Source organism: Mucilaginibacter sp. GW822-FHT03E02 (assembly GCF_058801545.1).
The window spans coordinates 3,332,790-3,358,732 of the sequence record NZ_JBXANJ010000001.1; the positions used below are offsets into that span (position 1 = coordinate 3,332,790).

The 25,943-nt window shown below is 42.7% G+C and carries 20 protein-coding genes; 12 read left to right on the plus strand and 8 right to left on the minus strand.

Annotation, left to right across the window (positions count from 1 at the left end; genetic code table 11):
- Positions 1-302 precede the first annotated feature (302 nt).
- From AC1RM2_RS13750 to AC1RM2_RS13805, 12 genes are all read left to right on the plus strand, one after another.
- The gene (locus AC1RM2_RS13750) at positions 303-881 is read left to right on the plus strand and encodes an RNA polymerase sigma factor (protein WP_492985638.1); all 579 of its coding nucleotides are present in this window, start codon (positions 303-305) and stop codon (positions 879-881) included.
- Between the two features lie 182 nt (positions 882-1,063).
- Positions 1,064-2,236, plus strand: a complete 1,173-nt coding sequence (locus AC1RM2_RS13755; protein ID WP_492985639.1) for a FecR family protein — start codon at positions 1,064-1,066, stop codon at positions 2,234-2,236.
- A 220-nt stretch (positions 2,237-2,456) separates the two neighbouring features.
- The gene (locus AC1RM2_RS13760; RefSeq protein ID WP_492985641.1) at positions 2,457-5,885 is read left to right on the plus strand and encodes a SusC/RagA family TonB-linked outer membrane protein; all 3,429 of its coding nucleotides are present in this window, start codon (positions 2,457-2,459) and stop codon (positions 5,883-5,885) included.
- 10 nt (positions 5,886-5,895) lie between these two features.
- Positions 5,896-7,389 (plus strand): RagB/SusD family nutrient uptake outer membrane protein, encoded by a 1,494-nt coding sequence (locus tag AC1RM2_RS13765; RefSeq protein ID WP_492985643.1) that lies wholly within the window; start codon positions 5,896-5,898, stop codon positions 7,387-7,389.
- Between the two features lie 79 nt (positions 7,390-7,468).
- Entirely contained in the window at positions 7,469-8,323 is an 855-nt protein-coding gene (locus AC1RM2_RS13770; RefSeq protein WP_492985644.1) for a DUF4843 domain-containing protein, read from the plus strand.
- Between the two features lie 11 nt (positions 8,324-8,334).
- Positions 8,335-9,768 (plus strand): PKD-like family lipoprotein, encoded by a 1,434-nt coding sequence (locus tag AC1RM2_RS13775; RefSeq protein WP_492985645.1) that lies wholly within the window; start codon positions 8,335-8,337, stop codon positions 9,766-9,768.
- Positions 9,769-9,865: 97 nt separating this feature from the next.
- Positions 9,866-11,005: a redoxin domain-containing protein gene (locus AC1RM2_RS13780; RefSeq protein ID WP_492985647.1), complete on the plus strand. Its 1,140-nt coding sequence runs from the start codon at positions 9,866-9,868 to the stop codon at positions 11,003-11,005.
- 8 nt (positions 11,006-11,013) lie between these two features.
- A complete protein-coding gene (locus AC1RM2_RS13785; RefSeq protein WP_492985649.1) occupies positions 11,014-12,891 on the plus strand; it encodes a protein-disulfide reductase DsbD domain-containing protein in 1,878 nt (625 codons plus the stop codon).
- A complete protein-coding gene (locus AC1RM2_RS13790; protein WP_492985650.1) occupies positions 12,888-13,451 on the plus strand; it encodes a TlpA family protein disulfide reductase in 564 nt (187 codons plus the stop codon). The genes AC1RM2_RS13785 and AC1RM2_RS13790 overlap by 4 nt, the downstream gene beginning before the upstream one ends.
- Before the next feature lie 153 nt (positions 13,452-13,604).
- Positions 13,605-15,326 carry a S1C family serine protease gene (locus tag AC1RM2_RS13795; RefSeq protein WP_492985652.1) on the plus strand — a complete coding sequence of 574 codons (1,722 nt, stop codon included), beginning with the start codon at positions 13,605-13,607 and terminating at the stop codon, positions 15,324-15,326.
- A gap of 219 nt (positions 15,327-15,545) precedes the next feature.
- Complete coding sequence (locus tag AC1RM2_RS13800) at positions 15,546-16,787, plus strand: M20/M25/M40 family metallo-hydrolase (RefSeq protein WP_492985653.1); 1,242 nt, start codon at positions 15,546-15,548, stop codon at positions 16,785-16,787.
- Positions 16,788-16,953: 166 nt separating this feature from the next.
- Positions 16,954-17,199 carry a DUF4349 domain-containing protein gene (locus AC1RM2_RS13805; protein WP_492985655.1) on the plus strand — a complete coding sequence of 82 codons (246 nt, stop codon included), beginning with the start codon at positions 16,954-16,956 and terminating at the stop codon, positions 17,197-17,199.
- A 24-nt stretch (positions 17,200-17,223) separates the two neighbouring features.
- Here the strand turns inward: AC1RM2_RS13805 and AC1RM2_RS13810 are convergent, their stop codons facing one another.
- The 8 genes from AC1RM2_RS13810 to AC1RM2_RS13845 all read right to left on the minus strand — a co-directional run bounded on the left by AC1RM2_RS13810 (position 17,224) and on the right by AC1RM2_RS13845 (position 25,902).
- Positions 17,224-17,979, minus strand: a complete 756-nt coding sequence (locus AC1RM2_RS13810) for a 2-phosphosulfolactate phosphatase (RefSeq protein WP_492985656.1) — start codon at positions 17,977-17,979, stop codon at positions 17,224-17,226.
- Positions 17,980-18,042: 63 nt separating this feature from the next.
- Complete coding sequence (gcvT, locus tag AC1RM2_RS13815; protein ID WP_492985657.1) at positions 18,043-19,122, minus strand: glycine cleavage system aminomethyltransferase GcvT; 1,080 nt, start codon at positions 19,120-19,122, stop codon at positions 18,043-18,045.
- 96 nt (positions 19,123-19,218) lie between these two features.
- On the minus strand, positions 19,219-20,427 hold the full coding sequence (locus tag AC1RM2_RS13820) for a glycosyltransferase family 4 protein (protein WP_492985659.1): 1,209 nt from the start codon (positions 20,425-20,427) through the stop codon (positions 19,219-19,221).
- Between the two features lie 84 nt (positions 20,428-20,511).
- The gene (gene rnhB / locus AC1RM2_RS13825) at positions 20,512-21,093 is read right to left on the minus strand and encodes a ribonuclease HII (RefSeq protein ID WP_492985660.1); all 582 of its coding nucleotides are present in this window, start codon (positions 21,091-21,093) and stop codon (positions 20,512-20,514) included.
- 152 nt (positions 21,094-21,245) lie between these two features.
- Positions 21,246-22,484, minus strand: a complete 1,239-nt coding sequence (locus tag AC1RM2_RS13830; protein WP_147054692.1) for a PP2C family protein-serine/threonine phosphatase — start codon at positions 22,482-22,484, stop codon at positions 21,246-21,248.
- Positions 22,485-22,522: 38 nt separating this feature from the next.
- Positions 22,523-23,722: an ABC transporter permease gene (locus tag AC1RM2_RS13835; RefSeq protein ID WP_492985661.1), complete on the minus strand. Its 1,200-nt coding sequence runs from the start codon at positions 23,720-23,722 to the stop codon at positions 22,523-22,525.
- A 91-nt stretch (positions 23,723-23,813) separates the two neighbouring features.
- Positions 23,814-24,944 (minus strand): glycosyltransferase family 2 protein, encoded by a 1,131-nt coding sequence (locus tag AC1RM2_RS13840; RefSeq protein WP_492985662.1) that lies wholly within the window; start codon positions 24,942-24,944, stop codon positions 23,814-23,816.
- Positions 24,928-25,902 carry a hypothetical protein gene (locus AC1RM2_RS13845; RefSeq protein WP_492985664.1) on the minus strand — a complete coding sequence of 325 codons (975 nt, stop codon included), beginning with the start codon at positions 25,900-25,902 and terminating at the stop codon, positions 24,928-24,930. The genes AC1RM2_RS13840 and AC1RM2_RS13845 overlap by 17 nt, the downstream gene beginning before the upstream one ends.
- Between the last annotated feature and the right edge of the window lie 41 nt (positions 25,903-25,943).

The following is a 25,943-nucleotide window of genomic DNA, read 5'->3' on the forward strand; positions in this document are numbered from 1 at the left end:
AAACTCCCTTACAAAGCAGCATCTTTGTACTATTGCTGCTAAAGCATAATTCAATTTCTTTAATACCAACTACTGGTTAAAGTTAGTCACGTTAACTGTTGATGAGATGAGGATAGATGTGGGAGCAGGTATAAATGAGAATTTACATCGTATTAATCGCCATCTACATGTGGTGAGTTATATTCCGGGACGTTTGATTCCTTGTATTGAGATGAAAGTGCGTTTTTAAACTCTTAAGCTAATCACGAGGTTTTACTCGCGAAAATTCATCATTATCATCAATAAACTTATATTGCAGTCCCATGAGTCAGGATTTACAAAACGCAGATGATGCCCAACTTTTATTGCTTTTAAGCGAGGGGAGTAAACCTGCTTTTGACGTGCTGTATAATAAATATTGGAAACAGGTTTATAACACAGCTTACAAAAGGCTAAGCGATACCGAACGCGCCCAGGACATAGCCCAGGACGTATTTGTTCAGTTGTGGACCCGCGGCTCAAAATCGGCAATAGATAATTTACCGGCCTACTTACTTGTTGCTGCCCGCAATGGCGTTTTCAAGTATATGGAAAAGGAGGCTAAATATGCAGCCCTGCCCGATGGTGTCGAAGAATTGGAAAGTCCGCTTGGCCGTGCTGACGCCGATATGCTCCATGATGAATTTTTAAAAGCTTTTAATGAACTCATAACTACCCTGCCCCCCCAGCAGCAAATAATATTCAATTTACGTTTTAATGAGGGCCTATCAAGCCAGCAAATAGCAGATCAGCTACAGATATCGCCAAAAACAGTGCGTAACCAAATGGGCAGGGCGCTTACCGCACTTCGCAAGTCGCTTTTCTTAATCCATGTGCTGCTTTATTTTTATCAAAAAACGTAATCGATTGTTTTTTTTCATTTTAATCCATTAAAATCGGCGCGTTTTATTTAAAAGTCATTTTTATTGGCATTATCGTGGATAAATAGCGCATTGGATGAAAATTTGATAAAAAAAATAACTTTTTTTTAAATTCTTGTGGGCTATTTTAAATCTTTTGACTCATGTAAGTATAAAAGATATAAATGGACGAGCTAAGCAGGCAATATTTTATACAAATACTTGCAAAATACAGGTTAGGAGAAGCTACCGATGAAGAAACAAAGTTTCTGGAAGCTTATTATAATGTGTTTGATTTAAATGACGATGTTATCACCGATGAAAATGAGCAGGATTATTTTTATTTAAAGGAGCGCATTAAAAACGCGATAGACGAACGGATTGAAGAGCTGCAAAAAAAGCCTGTTTTTACCGGAGTAAAGTCCCTTTGGATAAGATACACAGCAGCGGCCTTAATTCTTTTCTTCATTTCATTTGGAGCGTACTTTATTATTCGCGGCGATGATGGTAAAAACAATATTGCCGCACATAATTATAATGGCATAGTTCCCGGTGCGAATAAGGCGCTTTTAACCCTTGCCAACGGAACAAAAATCTCGCTTGACGATGCCGTAAAAGGCGAAGTAGCCAGGCAGGCCGGTGTGAGTATTACTAAAACCGCCGATGGGCAAATTATTTACAAAGCTGTATCGGATAATAACGGCGGGGATGCCTCACTTCAAAATTCAATCTCGACTCCTAAAGGCGGGCAGTATCGGGTTATCTTGCCCGATGGTACCAATGTTTGGCTCAATGCTGCATCATCAATAACCTATCCTACTGTATTTAAAGGTACCGAGCGCATGGTTAGCCTTACCGGAGAGGCTTATTTTGAAGTTACAAAAAATAAGCTGATGCCTTTTAAGGTTAAATCGGCCTTGCAAACAATCCAGGTATTAGGCACTCATTTTAACATCAATGCCTATGCTGATGAAGCGGAGGTAAAAACCACTTTGCTGGAAGGCTCTGTAAAAGTTATTTCCGGCTCAAACTCCGCGTTCATTGCGCCAGGCGAGCAAGCCATTATTAACAGGGCAGGGGATGAAACCATTACAACCCACCCGATAAATGTTGATAAGGAAGTTGCCTGGAAAAATGGTTTGTTTTCTTTTGATGGCGAAAATATTCAATCTATTATGCGGCAGGTGGGCCGTTGGTACAATATTGATGTGGTTTATGATGGCAGCATGCCCTCAGAAAAATACTTCGGCGAAATATCGAGAACAAGCAGCCTTGCCGATGTTTTTAAAATACTGGAACTCAATAACGTAAAATTCAACATCGAAGGCAAAACGGTAACGGTTTCCTATAAAAAATAACACCCGGTTTCAATTTCAACCCTAAACTATATACAATAACAAATTAATTAAAACTTAACCCCTAAAACATCACCAGCATGAGTAAAAAATTACTTTAACCCCAGCAGATTTTTGACGTGAAAAAACCGGGAACGTTCCACCGCCCCCGGTAAAAAAGGTCAGCAGCATCAGATTGTTCAAGCCAGAAGCTGCATTTATTTAACCCCATTTAATCAAAAATATGAAATTAACTTTTCTTTACAACCCCGTATGCGCAATACGGAACGTAAAGTGCAAATTCCTTTTAGTATTGAAACTCATTACTATCATGTTACTTGTTGGCGTAATGCATGTATCCGCGGCAAGTTATGCTCAAACAGTAAGTCTGTATGGCAAAAATAAAAGCCTTGAAACGGTTTTTAAGGAGATAAAGCAACAAACCGGTTATTTGTTTTTTTATAACGAAAAAGTAAATATCAAAGGTAAAACAGCCAATGTAGACGTTAAAAACGTATCCCTGGCCGAAGCCCTTAGCATCTGTCTTAAAGATAACGGTCTTAGTTTTACCATTGTTGATAAAACAATTGTTATTCAAAACAAAGTCGCCGAAGAAAAACCCGATAATATCATCAACAAAGTCCAGATAAGCGGCCAGGTTGTAGACTCGGTAAGCAAGGCTACCGTGCCTGGTGTAAACATCTCTTTAAAGGGCAGCAAAGGCATCATCGGGCAAAGTAACGGCAAGGGCGAGTTTAGTGTAACTGCAGACCCTGGCCAAACGCTGGTTTTTACTTTCATTGGCTATAAATCAACAGAAGTTAAAGTTACCGGGGCTGCCGTAATTACAGTAAAGCTTTTACCTGATATCAATAACATTAAAGATGTTGTAGTTACTGGCTACCAGGTAATTAAAAAAGATAACTATACAGGTAACGCCATTACCATCAGCGGCGCCGATCTGATTCGTAACAACCCTCAAAACTTGATCAAAAGTATCCAGTCTTTTGATCCTTCTTTTAAGGTTTTGGATGATAACCTAACGGGATCTGATCCTAACAAGCTTCCTAAAATAAATGTGCGCGGGGCAACTGCCATCCCATCTATTAATGACGACATCCTTAACCGCAACAACTTATCCAGCAACTACAACCTGCCAGCCTTTATATTAGATGGTTTTGAGGTGTCGCTCCAAAAAGTAGTGGACCTGGACGTAAACAGGATAGAATCTGTTACCTTACTAAAAGATGGTGCCGCGACAGCGGTTTATGGTTCAAGGGCCGCCAACGGTGTAATGGTTATCACTACCAAGGCCCCCATAGCCGGCAAACTTCAGCTTTCTTATAATTACCAGTTAACTTTTAACGGGCCCGATCTGTCAGATTATCATGTACTTAACGCTAAACAAAAGATTGATTATGAGCAGTTAGTAGGCCTTTACAGCACATCAACCTCAAGTAGCGGCGATACCAAACAAGCCGATCTTGACGCGCAGTTGTTTACCCGTTTAAAAAATGTGGCCAGTGGTGTTAATACTTATTGGTTATCGCAACCGCTCAGAAACGCCTACCAGCAAAAGCACACCGTTTATGCGCAAGGTGGCGATCAGTCTTTCAGGTACGGGATAGATTTGCGCTATCAAACGCAGCCTGGTGTAATGAAAGGGTCTGACAATACCAGGTACAGCGGGGGAGTTGATTTTACCTATAACCCCAATTCAAGATTGATTATCAGGAACGACCTTACCATTACCCAGGTTAACCAGGCTAATTCGCCCTATGGCAATTTTGCTACCTATGTAAATGCAAACCCTTACTTCCCGATGCGGGATAGCACAGGTGCGTTATTGCAGGAACTGGCCAATTGGCGCATAAACACAGGCAGGCAGGGGAGCGACCAGTACATTACCGAAAACGTATTTAACCCGTTATATGAAGCAAGCCTGAGCAGCTTTGATAAATCGGCCTATACCGAGATCCTTGAATCATTCTCTGCCGATTATAAAATAACAACAGGCCTTAGGTTTAAAGCTTTGATGAGTGTAAACAAAACCAGTTCATCTGCCGATCATTATGTTTCGCCCCTAAGCAGTGTGTTTTATAACACGCCGACAGATAAGCTGAACAACCGCGGAACTTATGATTATGCCAACAATAGTAACCTTAACCTGGATGGAAGCGCAACCATCAACTATAACAGGCAAATGGGCGATCATTTTTTTAACCTTGTATTAGGCGCCAATATTATAGCCGCTAAGTCTGATGCCAAATCATTCTCGGCCGAAGGCTTCTCTAATGACAGGTTTAGCAACATTGGCTTTGCCCGCATTTATAAAGAAAATTCAGGGCCAGGCGGCAATGTAATCAAATCACGTACCGCGGGCACCTTTTTCTCCGGTAACTATTCTTACAAAAACCGGTACCTGCTGGATGTATCTGCAAGGGTTGATGGTTCTTCGGCATTTGGTGCCGATAAACGGTTTGCTCCCTTCTGGTCGGTAGGTGCAGGCTGGAACGCTCACCAGGAGGAGTTTCTGAAAGGATCTGATGTTATTAGCCAGTTAAGGTTAAAAGGAAGCATAGCTACGCTGGGTTCAATCAGTTTCCCGGCTTACCAATCAAGGTCAATTTACGGGTATCAAACGTCAAACTGGTATTCTACAGGTATTGGCGCCACAATAATGGGTTATGGCAACAGCAACCTGGAATGGCAAAAAACAAAAACCTACGATGTAGGTGTGGATCTGGGCTTGTTTAAGGACAGGGTAGTGATATCTCCCAGGTATTACTATAAATTAACCAAGGGCCTTATCACCGATATTAACCTTGCGCCATCAACAGGGTTTTCAACCTATAAAGATAACCTGGGCGATATGTCAAACAAGGGCTATGAACTTTACTTAGTGGCCAACGTTTTTCGTGCTAAAGACTGGAATGTTAACGTTACCGGTAATCTGGCCCATAATGTAAACCAGATTGTTCATATCTCGGATGCATTGAAGGCATTTAATAGCAATATTGATAATTTTCAAACCAATACCGATAATAACGCTTTCTCAACCCCGCTAACCCGCTATGTAGAAGGTAAATCGTTAAATACCATATACGCCGTAAAATCATTAGGTATCGACCCTGAGAACGGTAAAGAGATACTGGTAAAAAAGGATGGGACCCTAACTTACACCTGGGATGTAAAAGACATCCAGGATGTAGGTAACACCACGCCAAAGGCCGAAGGCTTTTTTGGTAGTACCGTAACCTACAAAAGGTTTATGCTAAGCTTTAGCTTCCACTACCGTTTTGGAGGCCAATCGTTTAACCAAACCCTTATTGACAGGGTTGAGAATGCCGATCCCCGCTTTAACGTAGATAGCCGCGTGTTGGAACAAAGGTGGAAACAGCCTGGCGACCACACTTTCTTTAAAAATATTGCCGACCTGAGCGATACCTACGTATCATCGCGCTTTGTACAAAAAGATAATTTGGTCGAGCTGCAATCGCTTTACCTCTCGTATGATTTTAACCCTAAGTCCATTCATAGGTTTGGTTTGCAAAACTTAAGGTTTTCTGCAACCGCCAATGACATTTTCAGGGCATCTACTATCGAAATAGAACGGGGTATCAACTACCCGTTTGCCAGGAGTTTAACAGTTTCAATACAGGGCTCATTTTAAAAACACAAACATGAAAAGATATTTAATATTTATAATTCCATTGCTGGTATTTACATCATGTAAAAAGTTTCTTGATGTGCAGCCAGAGTCTGATGTTACCAAAGAACAGTTGTTTAGCACCGAAACGGGTTTCCAGGAAGCCCTTAACGGTGTTTATACCGCTTGCGCTGGCGGCAATTTATATGGTGGTAATTTAACTGTTAGCAACCTTGATATTATGGCGCAAAACTACACGTTTAGCGATGTCAATTATCAGAAAATAGCCTCTTTTAAATATAAGGAGGATGTTTTAAAGGATAAAAACAGCACTATATGGACGGCCGCATATAGTGCTATAGGCAACTGTAATGAGATATTGGAACAGGTAGATAAGCAAAAGGCAATTTTCTCAGGTAATAACTACGGCATAATTAAAGGCGAGGCGTTAGCCTTACGCGCATATCTTCATTTTGATTTGTTGAGGATGTTTGCCAACTCCTATAAGTACAACCCGGCCGGCAGGGGTATCCCGTATGTAACAACGGTTGGTATCAAAAGCACACCGTTTTCATCTGTACAGGATGCGCTTAATATGGCCATTATTGACTTACGTAACGCCCGTACATTGTTAAGCAGCACCGATCCAATTATTTCTGCCGGTTACGTAGTTGGCTACCCTAACAAAACTTACCCGAACGGATTTAATGGAACCAGGCAAACGGAGACAAGCAGCAATACTTTGTTTTTGCAAAACAGAAGGCATAGGCTCAATTATTACGCGGTTTGTGCCGAACTGGCCAGGGTTTACCTGTACAAAGGTGATTTACCTAACGCCCTTAGCAACGCCACCGATGTAATAACCGCCAACAAATTTCCATGGACGGCGCAGGAGGATGCCTTTAATACCAGTGCGCAGCAAAGAGATAAGGTTTTTTATCCCGAGCTTACCTTTGGCTGGTATATCCAAACAACAGACGAGGTTAACATGATGGTGGCTCTGTTTACAAACCCCAATGTAGCGCCGTACCAGCCAACACCCTTACAGTTAGATAATATTTACGAAAAAAGCACAATTGGCGCCGAAGACTGGCGTTACAGGCAATGGTTTTTAACAGCTACGGATGTAACACCAAACCGCAGCTATCTAATAAAATACACTACCAACACCACGCCGCTTATTAACCTGCATCCGCTTATCGCGCCGGCGCTGCGGCTAACAGAAATGTACTACATAGCAGCAGAGGCTACCTATGATACCGACCCGGCAAAAGCTATTGGTTATTTAAATACCGTACGCACGCACCGTGGTATTATTGATTTACTGCCTACAACGTTAAACAAAACAAATTTTATCACTGAGTTAGTGAAGGAGTGCCGCAAGGAGTTTTACGGAGAAAGCCAGATATTTTTTATGTACAAACGCTTAAATCTGGATATCATCGCACCAAGCGGTCTTGTCTATCCGGCGTCTAACAACATATTCGTGTTTCCTGTACCCGATGATGAGTTAACCTATAATCATTGATTTTAAAAGCCAACTGGGCATTCAGTTGCCCGGCCGGCTACAGTTTAAACAACACATAATATTGAAAACGATATAGACTATGAAAAGAAATATATTTTACGTTTTACTTGCTGCCACCATACTTTTTGGATGTAAAAAGGATGCTAAGCTGGTATATAATTCAAAGGATAACGTTTATTTGAATTACAAGGATAAAGATGGCAACCAGGACACTTCGGCGTTAACTTATTCATTTGCTTACAACCCAACACTATCAAAAGATACCGTTTGGGTACCGGTTATCATTTCGGGCATAAGGGTTAACCATAGCCGTCAGTTTGTACTAAGCGTGGTAGATTCCACTACTACAGCCAGGGTTGGCGTTCATTATGAAGCACTAAAGCCTTTTTACGTAATGCCTGCCGATTCGGGCACCACGCGTGTACCGGTAATTATAAAAAATACCGATCCGGCGCTGGCCAACAGTTCTGTAAACCTGGCGTTGCGCGTATCTGGTGGTGCCGATTTTAATTCGTCGCTGCCCTTGGCGCTCCGGTCAAAATCTGTTTATTACTCGGCACGTTTAGAAAAACCCAGCTGGTGGATATACTGGCAGGGCCAATTGGGCGATTACAGCCGGGTTAAGCACCAACTTTTCCTGATCTCGTCCGGCACGATTGATTTGGTTGATATGTCTAAACCAAACGCTTACCTGCAGATTCCCAGAACGCTTTATTACATTGATAATACCCGCACATTTATAAACGATCCGTTTGCATGGGTTACCCGCCATACCGAAAAAGGCTATGTTTTAACTAAACGCACAGATGGCAGTAAGGATTATGATTTTTACAGCTCTTCCTCGCCTGACAAAAAGTTCTATCTCAGGTATTATAAACAGGTTGATAATTACTTCTTTGTAGACGAAAACGGCAACCAGATCACTATAAATTAAATAAAACGATCATGAAATTTAAAATAATATACGTACTGGCTTTAGTTGCAGCTATTTATACATCCTGCAAAAAGGACCTGGGCAACTATAATTATTCGCCACCATCTGAGCCCGTAGTTACCGGGATAGCCAACAAAACCTTTGCCGCTTTAGTAGGCGATACCCTGACCATTAAGCCCACGGTAACCCTTGCCGGCGCCGACCCTTTGAAGGATTTGGATTTTGAATGGCATATCACTGTACAGGAACTATTAACCGAGGTGGCTTACAAAGGTTACCCGCTTAAAACGGTTTATAACCTTGGCCCCGGCGACAGGGCCTGCAAACTTACCATTACCGATAAACGAAATGGGCTGTTTTACAACTACGCGTTTAAAATTACGGGGACCACCCAGTTTTCGGCCGGTAATATTGTGCTGAGTAATGATAACGGGGTAACCAAATTATCATTTGTTAAGCCGGATAAAACCGTACTAACAGATATTTACCAATCACTTAATAAACAAACATTACCAACAACAGCGGTGCAGCTTTATTACTCAAAGCCGTTGCCATACCAGCCCAACACCAAGGAAGAGTATTGGATACTTTGTAACGAGCCCGGCAAAAGCGGCGTGGTGGTTAATGCCAGTACATTGCTGTACAAATCAGATTTTTCGACGCAGTTTTTCACCCCGCCGGCATCAATAACTACCGGCTACCTGGAGCCATTTTTAGGGCCTGTGCAAATGGGCACCGTGCCTACCGGGGTTATTAACGGCAAGTTATATGTTGGTGTACAATCTACAGCCCCATTTGCCGATGATTACGGCAAATTTGCCAATGAGCAGGCCGGCAGTTATAATATGGCAAAGTATTTTTACCACGGTGGCTCCTATTTCCTGGGATATGATGTTACTAAAAAAGCCTTTATCTCCTTTGGCGGCGACGGTACCTACGCCGGCACAAGCTATAAAATTGATACGCTGAACAAAGGCTTCGACCCTACCAATGTAGGCCTGGATAACTTAGTTTTTATGAAAGCTACAGAAGGCGGCTCGTCTTATGCGTTCTTTAAAACCGGCACCACCATAACCGAGTTAAACTTTGGCTACCCCATGGGTAACGACAGGACCTTTAAAGGTTTAGGTAAAAGGGCTTTCAAAGGCGCTTCATTAGTTAACGATAATACCCTATGGGTAGCCAATAGCCTAAATGTTTTTTACTTTTCATCAAACGATAAAATTTACCGTTACAATCCCATCAATGAGGATTTAAGGGTATTGGATGCCAACCTGGGTGGTAAAACAGTAACTATGATGAAGATAAGTTTGAATGATAACACTTTAACAGTTGGTGTAAGCGGCGCTGTTTACACTCTTGATATAAGTACTTCCAAAATGGGTAACATCGTTAACACCATAACCGGTATTCCCGGTGCGCCTGTTGATATTGTTATTAAATAAAGCAATCCGATCTTATTATGGAAAATGTACCTCAAAATATAAAATACCTTATCCTGCCAATAGCGGCCGGAATTTCAATTAAAGCCAACTATACAAAATGAAAATCAAATTATTAACAATTGCCATGTTGTTGCCGGCTATGGCAATGGCGCAAAACTCAAATTTTAGTGTAAGCGGCCAGATAGGTAAACTGGATAAACCTGCCAAAGTTTATCTTGATTACATGGACAACGGTGCAAGCCACGAAGATTCATGCATAGTTACTAACGGCAGTTTTAAGTTTACAGGCACCGTTAGTGGCATTGTTACTTCGCGCATGTCTTTTGACCATACCGGTCAAGGTAAACCGCACGCCATTTATGCGCCGGGGGCCGATGTGGTTTACATTTATTTTGGTAAAGAAAATATGGTATTTACCTCTGCCGATTCATTAATCAATGCTAAAGTAACCGGCTCAAAGGTTTATGACGAATTTGAGGCGTATAACGCGCAAGTAGGAGGTACCATTATGGCGCTTACCAAAGCGGTTAACGCCGAGTTTTCGGCAGCAACGCCAGAGCAGCAAAAGGATACCGCCTTTGTAAAGGCTGTAGATGCCAGGTATCGTCGCAATATTGCCAAAAGGGACCAAAAACAGTTTGAGTTTGCCAAAAATAACCCCAACTCGTATTTCGGTTTGGTGGCACTGTCCGAGTCGGCAGGCGCTCATGTTGATGTAAAAAAGGTTGGGCCTGTTTTTAATGCCCTGAACGCCGATTTACGCAATACCGATATGGGTAAGGAACTGCAACAACGGATTGAGGCGGCCGGCATTACAGGCATTGGGGTACAGGCACCTGCTTTTACACAGAATAATGTTGAAGGCAAACCCGTTTCGCTGGCCGATTTGAAGGGTAAATACGTGCTGGTTGAATTTTGGGCAAGCTGGTGCTCGCCATGCCGCGCGGGCAACCCCAACCTGGTTAAGCAATACCAGCTTTATAAAGATAAAGGATTCGAAATTATATCGGTGTCGCTTGATAATGTAAAAGACAAATGGATTGACGCCATCAAAAAAGATGGTTTGCCGTGGATCCAGGTGTCCGATTTAAAGGGCTGGAACAACGCTGTAGGCAGGCTGTACGGCGTAAGGGCAGTGCCGCAAAGTTTTTTATTGGATAAAGATGGAAAGATAATAGGCAACACCCTGCGCGACGAAACGCTGAACGCCAGGCTTGCCGAAATATTTAAAAATTAATTACGCCGATGAAAAAGATCTTGCTGATCCCTTTATTGCTGACGCTTATTCAGGGCATGTCTTATGCAAAAAACACCAGAGGCGGCGCAGATAAAATGTCGCTTAGTGTGTTGTACGTTGGTTATGATCCTGCAAAACCCAAGCCAGAGCATATTAACTATTACAGCACCTCGGCGGCAGCTATTGACGATGCCTGGAAAACCCGGATGGCCGATTTTAAAGCTTTTTTGCTAACACGTTTTAGCAAAGTTGAAGCAGTAGATGTAAGGAACTACAATGCAGCAATGTCTGACAAGGTTGATGTTACCATTATAGATGCCGGCCCGGTAAAGTTACCGGCCGGTTTCAATCGTCCAGTGATACTGATGCACGAGATGGCTCCAAACGTAGGCATGCCAATAGGCTTAAAGTTTGATTGGTATTGCCAATGCCTGGAAGATGATGCGCTGAACATAAAGACAAATCACCCCATATTTAATACACCGGTTAAGGTAAAACTTACTTTGGTAAACAGGCCTACGCCCGGTTCTTTTTATAACGGTTTTCAGGGCGCTCATACGCCAAAGGAAATGCCAATGTGGAAGGTGATCAAAGACGATCCAACATCAAAGGAAAAATACATTATAGGTATGGTTGCCCATGGCGAAGGTTTTAACGATTCGCCGGATGCCGAATCGATCTCTGGTGGTGTTTGCCTTAAAAATGCCGAAGCGGTTGCTTTGGGCAGGCATGGTAATTACTTTATGTGGGGGTTTTCGGCATCGCCTGATCACATGACCGATGAAGCTAAGGATGTATTTGTGAATGCAGTTTGCTATATCAAAAAGTTTGACCTTCAGCAACCTATCATGAAAAAAGTGCAGATAGAGAACAGGGAATGGGTTGATGAAATGCTTTACCGCACCGATAAAAACCTATACGATAAGGCTTTGATATCCCGCAAGGAAGGCAACGCCCGCCTGCTTAAAATGCAGGAAGATTTGCGAAGCAGGAAAGCTAAAGGTGAGAATATTGGCAGGGGCAACGAAGGTTTGCTGCACATGCCGGTAACCAATGATGTAGAAAGCTTTGCCGATTATTTGAAAGACTGGACAGGCAGTGATATGGTAGCTAAATTTGATACCAACACCACTGCCTACCATCAGTATTACAGGGAAAACTTAGAATACTTTTATCCGGCCGACCCATACTCGTTACAGGTAGATGTTGATGCCAAAAAACTTGGCATATCTAACCGTAAAATTGAATTGCTCGAAAAATGCATTCAATTATTGGAGAAAGGCGACGACACTGCCCTTGCGCAAAGAGTTTTAGAGCGGTATACTACAGAAAAGTTCGCAACCGCTGCCGAATGGAAAGCATGGTTAACCAAAAACAAGCCAAACCTGTACTATACCGAGTCTGGCGGTTTTAAATTTATGGTGAATACCTACAAAACCGAAACCTCGGCCGTTAAACCAGCTCCTTCAACAGCTATTAAGCTGGTAAACACCGAGGTACCCACACTGGCCGATCCGGTTGCCGTAAGCGCGCAAATTGTAACTGGCGATGATGGGAAAAGAAACATAGAAATTGATGCTGCTATATTGAGAGGATGGCACATTTACGCTTATGTACCACAGGATAGCCCTTTTATTGTAACACAACCAAGTATTGAGCTACCAGATGGCGTTAAAAGCGGCGAATGGCAAAGCTCTGCGGGGATTCCGTTCACAGGTGGAGAGGGGATCTTTGTTTGGGAAAATAAGGCCAGCTTCAAAACGGCAGTAGATGCAGCGGCATTAAAACCGGGCATGGTTATTAAATGTGGCTTGTTTTACCAGGTTTGCGATAACAATAAATGTTTCCCGCCAAAAAAGAAAATTGTTGAAATAATGGTGATATGATTAAACTTATTTTTTATTGTAGGCCCTTTATAGGTTGCCTGTTACTGCTTTGCCTGCCTGGTTTAGCAAAAGAAGCGCAAGGTGATGTTATGGTCAGGGCCGATACCGTTATCAAACAAAATGATAACCTGGTAATTGGAAAACCGCTACCGGTTTTGCGCCTGCAAACTGCCGATGGGGCAACCGTTAACCTGGCAACATTAAAAGGTAAAATAGTACTTGTTGATTTTTGGGCGTCGTGGTGTATGCCATGCCGGGCATCAATCCCGCATCTGAAAGCACTTTATCAGCAATATAGTGACAAGGGGTTTGATATTTTAAGCGTATCTATCGACCAGAATAGTAAAGCCTGGAAAACCGCAATGCTTAAAGAAGCGATGCCCTGGCTACAGGCTATTGATAAATACGAAAATGGGAAAGAAGCGTCGGTATTGATGGATGCATTGGGGATTTATTCAGTGCCGTTTGCTATCATTTTAGGTAAAGACGGAAAGGTGATGTTGATAAACCCTGATGCTGCGCAAGTAGACGAACTTTTGGCAAAGCAATTTAACCCCTAACGGGAGGATATAAGTTATAACAAACCCTGGAGCTTACCGCAAGCCAGGTTTAAAGAAGCCTTTTGGGCACAATGATCAGTTTAATTTAGTTACCCGGAAGCCGGCTTGTTACCGGCTTCCTTTTTTAACCGGTTTTTAATCCTTCTAATGAATATGTATAAATTTTTATCGGTAACGCTTTTGCAGCTTTGCCTGTTAATAACTGTAAACGCACAGCAGCCTGAGATACATAAGCCTGTTGCGGCTAAAAAAACCTTACAAGGGTACATTTCAAGCGCCATTGCCAAAAGCTACGCCGCATCGGTATTGATGTGGGAAATTGATGCCGAATCGGGTAACCGGATGAGCGCGCAATTTAGCGGTGTGGTGGTGAGCAAAGATGGTGATGTTTTAAGCGCGGCGCACGTTGTAATGCCCGGTAAAACATATAAAGTAATGTTTCCTGATGGAAAGGAATGTACGGCCAGGGGATTAGGTCGCATATCAATACCACCCACGTTTATGCTTCCCGATGCGGCCATGTTAAAAATTGTGGATAAGGGGCCATGGCCTTTCGCGACGTTGGGCTGGTCATCGTCATTAACTGTTGGCCAACCCTGCATTAGCATTGCCTATCCCGAAAGCGTGGAGCAGCGCAGGCCAGATGTAAGATTTGGGCATATCAGTGTTTTAAAAAACAAACACGGTTTTGTAGAATCAACCTGTATTATGGAACCTGGCGATTCGGGTGGTCCCTTGTGTGATTTGCTTGGCCGTGTTATAGGCATACACAGTGGTATTGAAGTGCCCGAGGATGTTAATTACGAGGTTCCCGTTAATACCTATCGCAAGTATTGGAGTGCCTTAAGCCGCGCAGAAAATTATACATCATTACCGGCAGATACCGATGCTTTTACAGGCGATGTGGAAACGGTCGCTTTGCGTGCCATTCCTTCAGGCGATAATTTAAATTCCGGCTTTAATAAAGTCGCCACGGAGACAAAGTTGACCTGTGTAAAAATAAAAAGCCTTGTTGATGGTAAACAACAATTAATTTCGGGCACGGTATTCTTATTAGATGGCGGCGCGACAAAGAAGCAATTTGCCGGGAAAGCAGTTTTGCTGAGCAAAAGCTCGATGGTTGGGGACGACCCCACAATTGTATTGGCCAATGGCCAAACCATAGGTGCCACAATAATCGCCAGAAACCGGGCCAATGACCTGGTATTGCTGCTGCCGGCCCAAAATATAGGTAAGGGAATAAAATACAGTTTATTAAAGGCCGATAGCATAACTTTTAATGATCTGGGCAGGTTATTAATAGCGCCAAGACCAGACTCGTCCGGCCGGGTCAGCATTTTGGGAAGCATGTTAACAAAACTCCCTAAAGTAACCAGTTATGGATATATAGGAGCCGTTACCAATATTAAGGCTGATCATCTTGTTTTCACCTATATCCAGCCAAATAGCGCGGCCGAGGCCGCCGGTTTAAAAATTGACGACCAGGTATTAACTGTTGACGGGCATGTGGCAGAAGATCCGCTTGATTTTATCAAAGCCCTGCAAAAATACCGCGCTGGCGATACCACCGTAGTTGGTATTATGAGAGATGGCAACAAATATACTAAAGCGGTGGTTTTAAAGTATCCGCCCCAAAAGGTGTTCAATCATCCCGCCGAACAGTTTGCAGGCGGTAAAAGCCTCAGAAGAGACGGATTTGACCACGTATTTATTAACGACGCCCCAATAAAACCACAGGAATGCGGCGGCCCGTTATTTGATGACAGGGGATATTTTATGGGTATCAATATTGCCAGACTGAGCCGTACCAGCACTGTAACAATTCCGGCTGTTACTATCAGGCAGTTTTTGGATGACTGTATAGGAATAAGGTGAATAACGCGGAGCTTTAATACCATACGCTCTCGAATATTATAAACTCTTCATCGAAAGGTCAACAAGAAATCGAAGTCAAATCCAGGGCGAACGCATCTAACTGGGTTAACATAACTTAACACATTTCAGATATATTTTTTTATAAGCACTTGATAATAATGGCTTTATATTTAAGCATGGTTAACACTAAAATGGGACCTACAGGCGTTCAGCATTGCCATGGATGCCCCCTATTACCAGCCCCTGATTGCTTACCCCAATCCCTGGAGTTCATCAACCAATGGGCCGCAAAAAGCCTTGGTTGTGCTGGTTAGTCCGCAGCACTCAATAGATATTGAATACCTAAGAAAAAACCTGCATCAATTTAAACGCAAGTTTATCCTGGTCGTATCAGACTTACATGATCCCGAAGCCATTTTTAAACCGGCCGCCCGGCGTTACACTGCGGAAGAGCTGGCGAATATGCCGGAGAGCGATATGGTAGACCGTGCGTTTGTAGAACGGCATGCCAAATTCGACGAACTGCTAAACAAGATAGATCAGTTGCTAAAAAAATCCGGGGCACTCGCCGTGATCAATGCTTCCGGAAGTAGCAATAACGGCGCATTATTCGTGCAGGGACACAATGGTTATAAACTCTCCGTACCCAATGGTTTACCTTCTGTCAGCATGGCATTAGAAGATGGGCAGAAAATCAAAAGAATAATCCAATCGGGGCAAGCTGTAACGCTGAACTTAAACATCAAAGCTATGTTCGATTTGAAGCATACCGAAGGCAACAATATTATTGCCGAGATTCCCGGATCAGATCCTCAACTCAAATCAGAGGTTGTGATGCTGGGCGGGCATCTCGATTCGTGGACAACCGCAACCGGCGCTACTGATAATGCGGCAGGCTGCGCTGTGATGATGGAAGCCGTCAGGTTATTGAAATCGCTGAATCTTAAGCCAAAACGCACCATTCGCATTGCGCTATGGGATGGCGAAGAGCAGGGCCTTTATGGGTCATTTAATTACGCTAAAAACCATTTCAGGAGCGCCGACGGGAAAATAAAACCGGAGCAGGCTAAGGTATCAGCCTATTTCAATTTAGATAATGGCAGCGGTAAGATTAGGGGCGTATACACGCAACAAAATGCCGCGATTAAACCCATATTCGAACAATGGCTCCTCCCGCTTCATGACCTGGGCGCTACAACAATAACACTTAACAGCACCGGGCAAACTGATCATGTTTCGTTTGACTGGGCGGGAATTCCGGGATTCCAATTTATCCAGGACCCCATTGATTATGAAACGCGCACCCATCACAAAAACATGGATAATTACGACCACCTGCAAATAGACGATTTAAAACAAGCAGCAATCATTATAGCGTCGTTTGTGTACCAGACCGCTAACCGTGCTAAACTACTGCCAAGAAAGCCGGTAATAAACGAACGGTTTCTTTTTGAACAGTAGTAGAATACTGTTATTATCTTTTGATTGAATCCTGATAGCATATCGTTAACAAGTGCCAGGCAACGATGTGGTATTCTTTTTGAAAACAATTTATTGAAAATAGAGAACGTGTTGCCGACAGCAAATTAATTACCACACGGAGCGCAATTATAATTTGCTAAATTATATGACACGCCAGGTTGCTTTCAGCTCGCTTGATATCACGTTTTACAATAAACAAGGCGAACGAACAAATAACGAAAATGGCTTTAGCTACCGGTTTAAACAGGCAATAACCCAAAGCTGGGATATTGTACAAAGCTTGTTTTTTACCATCATAACACTGTGGCCGGTTTTAGTTGTCGCGCTAATAGGGTTTTTGTGGTTCAAAAGATGGACCAGAAAAAGAAAATTGGGAAAGGATGTCGAATAAAAGCGCACTAACAGTCTGCTAATTTTATTGCTGCAGCTTCACCAGCCGCTCCCCATCCAAAACCGGGATAGCGGTTGCAATATCTACCTGCAAACAAAAATCGATATCCTTTTGGATACCTAATTTTTTAAGCCGCTCGCCGTGGGATGTTTTTTTGAGATAGTCGTTAATATCATGCTTACCCAACTGGTACAAATCATTGGCGGCCAGCGCGGCATCATCCAAAACATAACCGACAGTTTTTAACTGGTCGATGACAGCACCCGCAAACAGGGTATCCTCCAGGTTAAAATTATTTTTCCACCCCGCACATACCAGCAGCACGTTATCGTCTTGCGTTTTAAGCCAGTTGCTTAATGCAGTGAGGTTCAGAAACGAGCCGATGACGATTTTTTTAGATGCACGCGATAAATGCAGCGCGTGGGTACCGTTTGTGGTGGTGAGCACTACTGTTTTACCGGCAACTTTTTCGGCGGTATATGAAAATGGCGAATTACCAAAATCAAAACCCTCAACTACTTTCCCGTCGCGCTCTGCTGCCAAAAGGTAATCCAGCCCTTTCTCTCTATACGCGGAACACTCCTCAACCTGTGATACCGGGATAATAGCCTCAGCACCGTTTTCAATACCATAACATATAGATGATGTTGCCCTGAAAATATCAATAACCACTACAATGTATTCTTCCACATTAAAAAGTGGCAGCAAAGCCGGCGTAAGGCAAACGTGTGCCCCCCGGCCCCCTGAAGGGGGAGTTTGGTTATCGATACTTTCAGACATTTGTTTTAACAATAAATTTAGAGTGCAGACTCTTGTTCCCCCTTCAGGGGGTTAGGGGGCTTCCTATTTGTAAAAAGGCGGCTTTACAATTTTAGCCTTTATTTTATTATCGCGGATGCTGATGAAAATTTCTGTACCTTCTTTAGCGAAAGCATTGTCAACATAACCCATGCCAATGGCTTTTTGTAGCGATGGCGACTGCGTGCCCGATGTTACTTTGCCTATGTTATTGCCATCGGCATCAACAATAGGGTAATCATGACGCGGGATACCGCGGTCTATCATTTCAAAACCAACCAGCTTTTTGCTTATGCCGGCTTGTTTTTGTTGCTGCAAAGCTTCGGCATTGGTAAATTCCTTGTTGAATTTGGTTACCCAACCAAGGCCGGCCTCTAATGGCGATGTGGTATCGTCAATATCATTACCGTAAAGGCAAAAACCCATTTCTAAACGCAAGGTATCACGGGCGCCTAAACCAATTGGTTTTATGCCGAATGGCTCACCGGCCTTAAAAATTGCCTCCCAGATTTGTTCTGCGTATTGGTTATCAAAATAAATTTCAAAACCGCCTGCACCGGTGTAACCGGTAGCCGAAATAAGCACATTGTCAACACCTGCAAATTTTCCCTTTTTAAAGGTATAATATTCCATGGATACCAAGTCAACATCTGTAAGGCTTTGTAGTGCTTCGGCTGCTTTGGGGCCCTGGATGGCCAGTAATGATGTACGGTCAGATATGTTTTTCATATCAACGCCCCTGGTATTGTATTTGGAGATCCAGTCCCAGTCTTTATCAATATTTGATGCGTTAACTACCAGCATGTAGGTTTTCTCGTCAATACGGTAAACCAGCAAATCGTCGACAATGCCACCGGTTTCGTTTGGCAGGCAGGAGTATTGCACTTTGCCATCGTATAATTTAGCAGCATCGTTACTTGTAACCCGTTGGATAAGGTCAAGCGCATTATCGCCTTTTAAAATAAACTCGCCCATGTGGCTTACATCAAACACGCCTACCGCCTTGCGTACGGTTTCGTGTTCGGCGTTAATACCCACGTATTGCACGGGCATATTGTAGCCAGCAAAAGGTACCATTTTGGCACCGGCTTTTATATGTACATCGGTTAAAGCAGTATTCTTCATGCGGTCAGTTCAATCAGCCGCAAAGGTAATTATTTTGGTGAGGAAAATTAAGCTGGGTTGGAAATTAAGAAAGTGGTTGTATGGCAACGTGTTGACTCAACTATCCGTTTTACTTAGCTTCTTGTAAAACTTAACCAAATCTTTTGCCACTTTATTTACATCATGCTGCTGCTCAACCAATTTGCGCGCATTAAGACCCACACTTTTGCAAAATTCCTCATCGGCTATACACCGTTCTATGGCATGGTAAAACTCGGCGCGATCATTGGCTATCATGATGTTGGCGCCATTGGTAAAGTTTATACCTTCGGCTCCTAAGGCGGTTGATATAATACATTTTTGCATGGCCATCCCCTCCACAATTTTTACCCGCATACCTCCGCTTGATAAAAGCGGAACAATCATAATGGCTTTGCTGTTTACAAAATCAAAAGCATCGTCAACTTCGCCCTGGATAAATATTTTACCCATTACCTCGTAATCGTCAAAACGCTCGGGAATGTTATGGCCTGCCACGTAAAATTTAACCCGCAGGTCGCCTTCTGTCAGGTCTTTATAAAAATTATCAATAAACCATTCTATCCCCTCGCGGTTGGGCAGCCAATCCAGCGAACCAAGGAAAAACAAGCTGGGGAATTCTGTTTTCTTAAAATCGGGCCGGTACCGGGTAAGATCTATCCCAACCGGGAAAATTTCGACTGGGATAGTAGCGCCGTACGACAGCACGGTTTTTTGATCTTCGGCTGTAAATACAGCAATTGCATCAAACTTATTAAGCTGTTGCAATTCGTAATCTTTAATACGGCGGGCAACCATACGCAGATACCACCTTTTAAGCAGGTCGGTTTTTTGGTGTGCAAGCCGCTCATAAACCTGGTGTTCTATATTATGCGACCGGTAAATAAGTTTGGCTTTTGATACTTTGCGGATAGATGCCAGGTAGGGCGTTACAAACAAACCCTCAAGCTGGATAATGTCATAAGCCGTTTGCTTTAACTCCCGGACAAGCAATTTTTCAAACTCGGCATCATAATACCTATCTACATTGTTTGATTTTTTGCGAAACAGGTTCACGGCAGCATCAAACATAGATACGTTGATGTTGATTTTAAATGAGCTATAGTTTATTTTATCTTCCAGTTCGTCTTTTTCATAATAACTGCTGCTATACTTTTGCGCATTTAACGCCACCAGCGACACTTCATGCCCCAGGGTAATTAATCCTTTTATGGTATTACACACCACTATGGCATATCCGCCATTTTGCGGAAATGGGACACGATGTGTTAAAATAAGGATCTTCAAATGATTGATGGGTTTGTCACAAAAATACCAACCAGAAAGTGGTTATCAAAACATATGCCCAAAGTATCTTTAAAAAATACTCAGCTACGGGTCGCTCACCCTGAAAGTTTTACGATGATATGGCGTAAATCCAATTTTCATAACTGTTTCGCGATGTTTTATAGTTGGATAGCCTTTGTTTGTATGCCAATCATATTCCGGATGTTCGGCAGCAATTTTTAACATATAATCATCACGGTAGGTTTTGGCCAATATTGATGCCGCTGCAATACTGAAATATTTGCCATCGCCTTTAATGATGCACTCATGCGGAACGTTTGGGTATTTTTTAAACCGGTTGCCGTCGATAATTAAAAACTGCGGCGCAATGTGCAATTTTTCGATGGCGCGATGCATGGCGAGGAAAGAGGCATTGAGGATGTTGATTTCGTCAATCTCAAAATTATCAACCGATGCAACCGCATACGCAATTGCCCGTTCTTCAATTACTGTGCGCAGCTGATACCGTATCTCTTCAGATACCTGCTTGGAGTCGTTCAGTAAGTCGTGATCAAAATCATGAGGCAGAATAACTGCCGCTGCAAACACCGGCCCGGCAAGGCAGCCACGGCCTGCCTCATCACATCCCGCTTCAATCAATTCAAACTGGTACCTTGCTGCTAACATATGGCAAAGATAGACACACGAATTTAATATACACGAATTCCACCCATTAAAGCGAATTATCGCAAATAATAGTGAATATAAATTGACCCTTGTTTAAGATTCGTGTCAATTCGACCCAATTCGTGAAATTCGTGTTCAATAAATTCGTGTGTTTAAAATATCTTAAGCGTAAGCAGGGTAATATCATCTATCGGCTTGCTTTTATGCCCAAGGCTCAGGTGATCTAACAGAAGGTCGTTAAAATTATCGGGCGACAAGTGTCCGTGTGTTTTTACAAAAGCAAGTAATTTATCTTCATTCCAAACCTTGTTGCTGGTTGATTCAAAATCCATCAAACCATCGGTATAATTTACAATAAGGCTGCCGGGTTCAATATCAACTTCTCCTTCATTTAAAAAAGGCAATTCTTCAAAAACGCCAATCATCGTGGTACCCAATTTTAGCGGAATAGCTTCACCATCGGCAAAAAGGATGGTTGGGTTATGGCCGGCATTAATATAATTGAGTTTGCGTTTCTTTTGGTTGTACCGGGCCAGGAACAGGGTAATAAACCGTTCGCCCTTGGTATTGTTAAGCACTATTTTATTAAGGCGATCAATAATATTGGTCAGGTCGTCTTCCACCGCGGCCCAGGCATGCAGGCTGGCCTGAAAATTTGCCATCAGCAGCGCTGCCGATATTCCTTTACCCGATACATCGGCAATGCACCATAAAAATTCGTTTTCATTAAGGCGAATAAAATCAAAGTAATCGCCTCCTATGTTTTGATGGGGTAGGTACTTAGCGCCAACTTCTACCGCATCATCTTTATGAATCCTCAGCGGTATCAGCATATTCTGCACTTCTACGGCAAGCTCCATCTCGCGCTGAAAACGTTCTGATTGTAAGCGCTCTTTAAATAGTTTCTTATTCTCCAGCGCTACTATGATCACATTCATCAGGGTTTGGATGAAGTTAAGATCGTTGCTTAACATCTCGCCCGATGTGTCAAAATCGCCGATAAGCGCGTAAGCCAGGGCCTTACTTTTGTGGTATATCGGAATAAAATAATTGTATTTACGCAGGGTAATATCCTGGTGGTCGGCTATCGCCACAGGCGATTTAACCTTCTTTAATTTATCACATGCCCTGCTCAATGCCATCGCCGACTCTGTTTCGCCGCCGTATTTAGAGATACATACAAACTTATTTTCCTTTTCTATCAGGAAACGAAGCTTACCAACCTGCAGATAGTTTTGCAGGATAACCTCAAGCATTTGTATAAGTATTGGGGTAGAAGTATTCTTATTAATGGCCCTGGTGATCTCCAATAAGGAATTCAACTCGGATTGCCGTTTCAGCAACAGCCTTATTAATTCGTCTTCGCCAGAACTATCGTCTTTGTATTGCATTTGTTTTTAGTCGCATGACTAAAGTAAAAAAAATATTTTCAAATGCGCGTACTTTGTGATTTTATATCGAAAGCATCGCGCAAGCCAACCGTAACCAGGTTAAAAGCATATACCAATAGCATAATGGCAAGGCCCGGAATAATGGCCAGGAAAGCCGAATCCATGACGATGTACCCGTAATGCTCTTTAATCATACCGCCCCATGTTGGCATTGGCGGCTGTGCACCAAAACCCAGGAAACTAAGCCCGGCCTCCAGCAAAATGGCCGATGCGAAATTTGAGGAGGCCAGTACCAAAATTGGCCCGGTAATATTTGGTAAAATATGCCTGGTAATGATACGTCTGTTATTGAAACCGAGGGCGCGGGCCGCTTCTACGTATTCAACCTGTTTCAGGCTCATTACCTGGCCGCGTACCAGGCGGGCTACCTCAACCCACATGGATAGGCCTACTGCAATAAATATTTGCCAAAGCCCCTTGCCCAAGGCAAATGATATAGCAATAACCAGCAATAACGCCGGTAACGACCATAATATATTCATCACCCAGCTTAACGCCCCATCAACCCAACCGCCAAAATATCCGGCTATGGAACCAATGGTTACCCCTAAAAACATGCTGATTATTACCGACATGAGCCCAACTGCCAATGAAATGCGGGTACCCAGTAGCAGGCGGCTCAGTAAATCGCGCCCGTAAACATCGGTACCCAGCCAAAAAGTTTTGGTGGTTATTTGTTCGCCTTTAATTTTATCACTGAAATTTTTGTATATCTCCGCCGTTTTTTCGCAGGAGAAAGATGGGCTTAACAATACTTTGTTGAAATGGTAGCGTGGTTTAATCCCGGTTACCACTTCAAAAATATTGTAGGCTTTGGGGTCGGGTTTATCCTCATTGCCAATATATTCGTTTACATGGATAGAATCCTGTTTGAAGTAATACCCTGTAATAGGCACTTCCCGGTAAAATGAGGGCTGCCCAAAAAACATCCGCCTAAAAAACCCCACCGTGTCCACCTGCTCGGCTTTGCGTATAAGCAGCATCGTGAATTTTGCGCCGGGCTTTTTAATACTTAGCTGTATTGTCATATTATTGGCTTGCGGGGTGTTGTCGGGCATTATCAAATACCCCAAAATAGCCACCAATAAGGTTATCGCAATGAAAACAAGGCCGGCCATGGCAATTTTATTACGCTTAAATGCGTTCCAGGTGCGTTTTGAGGGGGTAAGCTGGGCCAATAGTTAATAGTTCCGTTTGGCTAAATATCGCTTAAATAGGCACAATAAGCAATTGGCGGTGCTACAAATTACATTGATATTAAAAACAGGATTATTTTACCATGCGACCTTTCCACTGGTATTGTTTGTTACCGCCTATTACGCCTATTACAGCAATATAAACAATATGCAATGGTGTTAATAATAAAATCAAACTAACCAGGTAGCTGCGCTTAAAAAAAGAAGTAATGGGGATGATATAAAAAAGCTCGACAAAAATTTTTAGGAGTATCTGCGCTAAAAAAAGCTTTAAAAAATACACGTCGAATAACCCAAGCAATAAGTTGAGCAACAATAACACATTGAACCCCCAAAAGGCGAAGCCCAATGCCACTACCTTTTTATTCTTATATTTTGTTGATTTGGATGCCCAGCGCCGCCTTTGCTGCATAAACTCTTTAAAATTGGGCTTGGCGTGGGTGTAAACTACCGCTTCGGACTGTTTGAGGAAAGCTATTTTGCCAGGAAAATGTTCGGCAATTTTTTGCAGCAGCAACTCATCATCGCCCGATGCCAGTTCGTCAATACCTGTAAAGCCGCCAACTTCATTAAATACATCCTTGCGGTAGGCCAGGTTAGCACCGTTACAGTTTGATGCCCGGCCATTACCTATAAATGCAGCGCCTATTCCAATTAAATAAGCAAATTCCAGGGTTTGCAACAATTCAAAAAGCGATTTTTCCTCAAAAAATGTAACCGGTGCTGATATCATTACCGGGTTAAAAGCTTCGTAGTGGCCAACAATGGTTGATAGCCACTGGCTGCCCATGCGGCAGTCGGCATCGGTAGCTACCATTAACTCGCCCGATGACAGTTTTATCGCTTCGGCAATAGCTTTCTTTTTATAAGAGTTTAAAGGCCGGTCTTCGTTAAGCTTAAGTAACGTAATACCCTGGCCGGCAAAGCTTGCAATAATATCGGCGGTATTATCTGTAGAATGATCATCTACAATGATAACTTCCAGCAGGTGTTTGGGGTAATCCTGTGCCAGGATGTCGCCGATGGTTAAATGGATACTTTGGGCCTCGTTACGGGCGGCAATAAGTACGGTAACCCTGGTATTAAAGCTTGTAGGCGAAAGTTGTGTGGTTTTAACGTTAAACCATCCTTTTACCAGATACATGATTAACGCCACGTACAGGAAGGTAAACAGTAACGAAATGATACTAAGCGTTGCGATCAAAGAATTTGAGTTTAAAAACAAATAAAGAACCTAAAATAGCAGGAATAAACAAATTTATTAGCCATATGAGCGAAACACAGGATATAACAGCCAATTTTTGCTCGGTAACGTATACAAACAGGTGTGCCGCTGTAAAACCGCGCACCCCGATATCAAATAAATCGAGCGAGGGTAGGGTTGACGTGACAAAGAAAAACACCATAAGCACCAGCAGCATAGGAATAATGGATACTTGCGGTACTAACAGCTGGAATACCAGGTAATATTGAAATGTAAAAGTGGCGTACCTTGCCAGGCTAAAGGCCATGGTTTTAAGAAGCTCATGGGTTTTGTAACGGCTCAACACATCAAAAAAACGATGATATTTACGGATAAAGGCAATCTTATCAAATAAATATACCATCCACTTAATATGGAAGTAAAGAATAAGCTGCAGCAAAACCAATGCGCCCAGAATGGCCACAACAGTTATATAAGCCCATTTTTTATCATCAATAAAACTAAGCACAAACCAAACTGACGAAATGATACCCAATACATTGGTGATTAATGCCTGGCTAAATGAGCCTACACCCATAGCAAAAACACCAGGAATCCTTTTTCGGTTTGGCAAAAACATAACACGGCCACCATACTCGCCCACCCGGTTGGGTGTGGTTACGGCCCAGGTAAGCCCGCAAAAAACAGCTTCCACAGCCTCCCATAAGGAAATTGCTATCAGGGTTTTGGTAACGTAACGCCATTTTAATGCCTCCAAAAACCAGTTTAAAAACATGAGTAATACTACAATGCCCAGCGTAAAAACCACCTTAGAAACGCTTAAATGCGATGCTAATAGTTCAAACTCCTGTAACTCGGTACTTTTTTTTGAAAATTGCCTGTAAATAAACCATGCAGCTACTAATACTATACCGGCTTTTAGTAGATAGGAAATTTTTTTTTTAGTAGAGGTGGTCAAATGGTTAAAAATTTATGCAATGTTACGAAAAATGGAGCAAG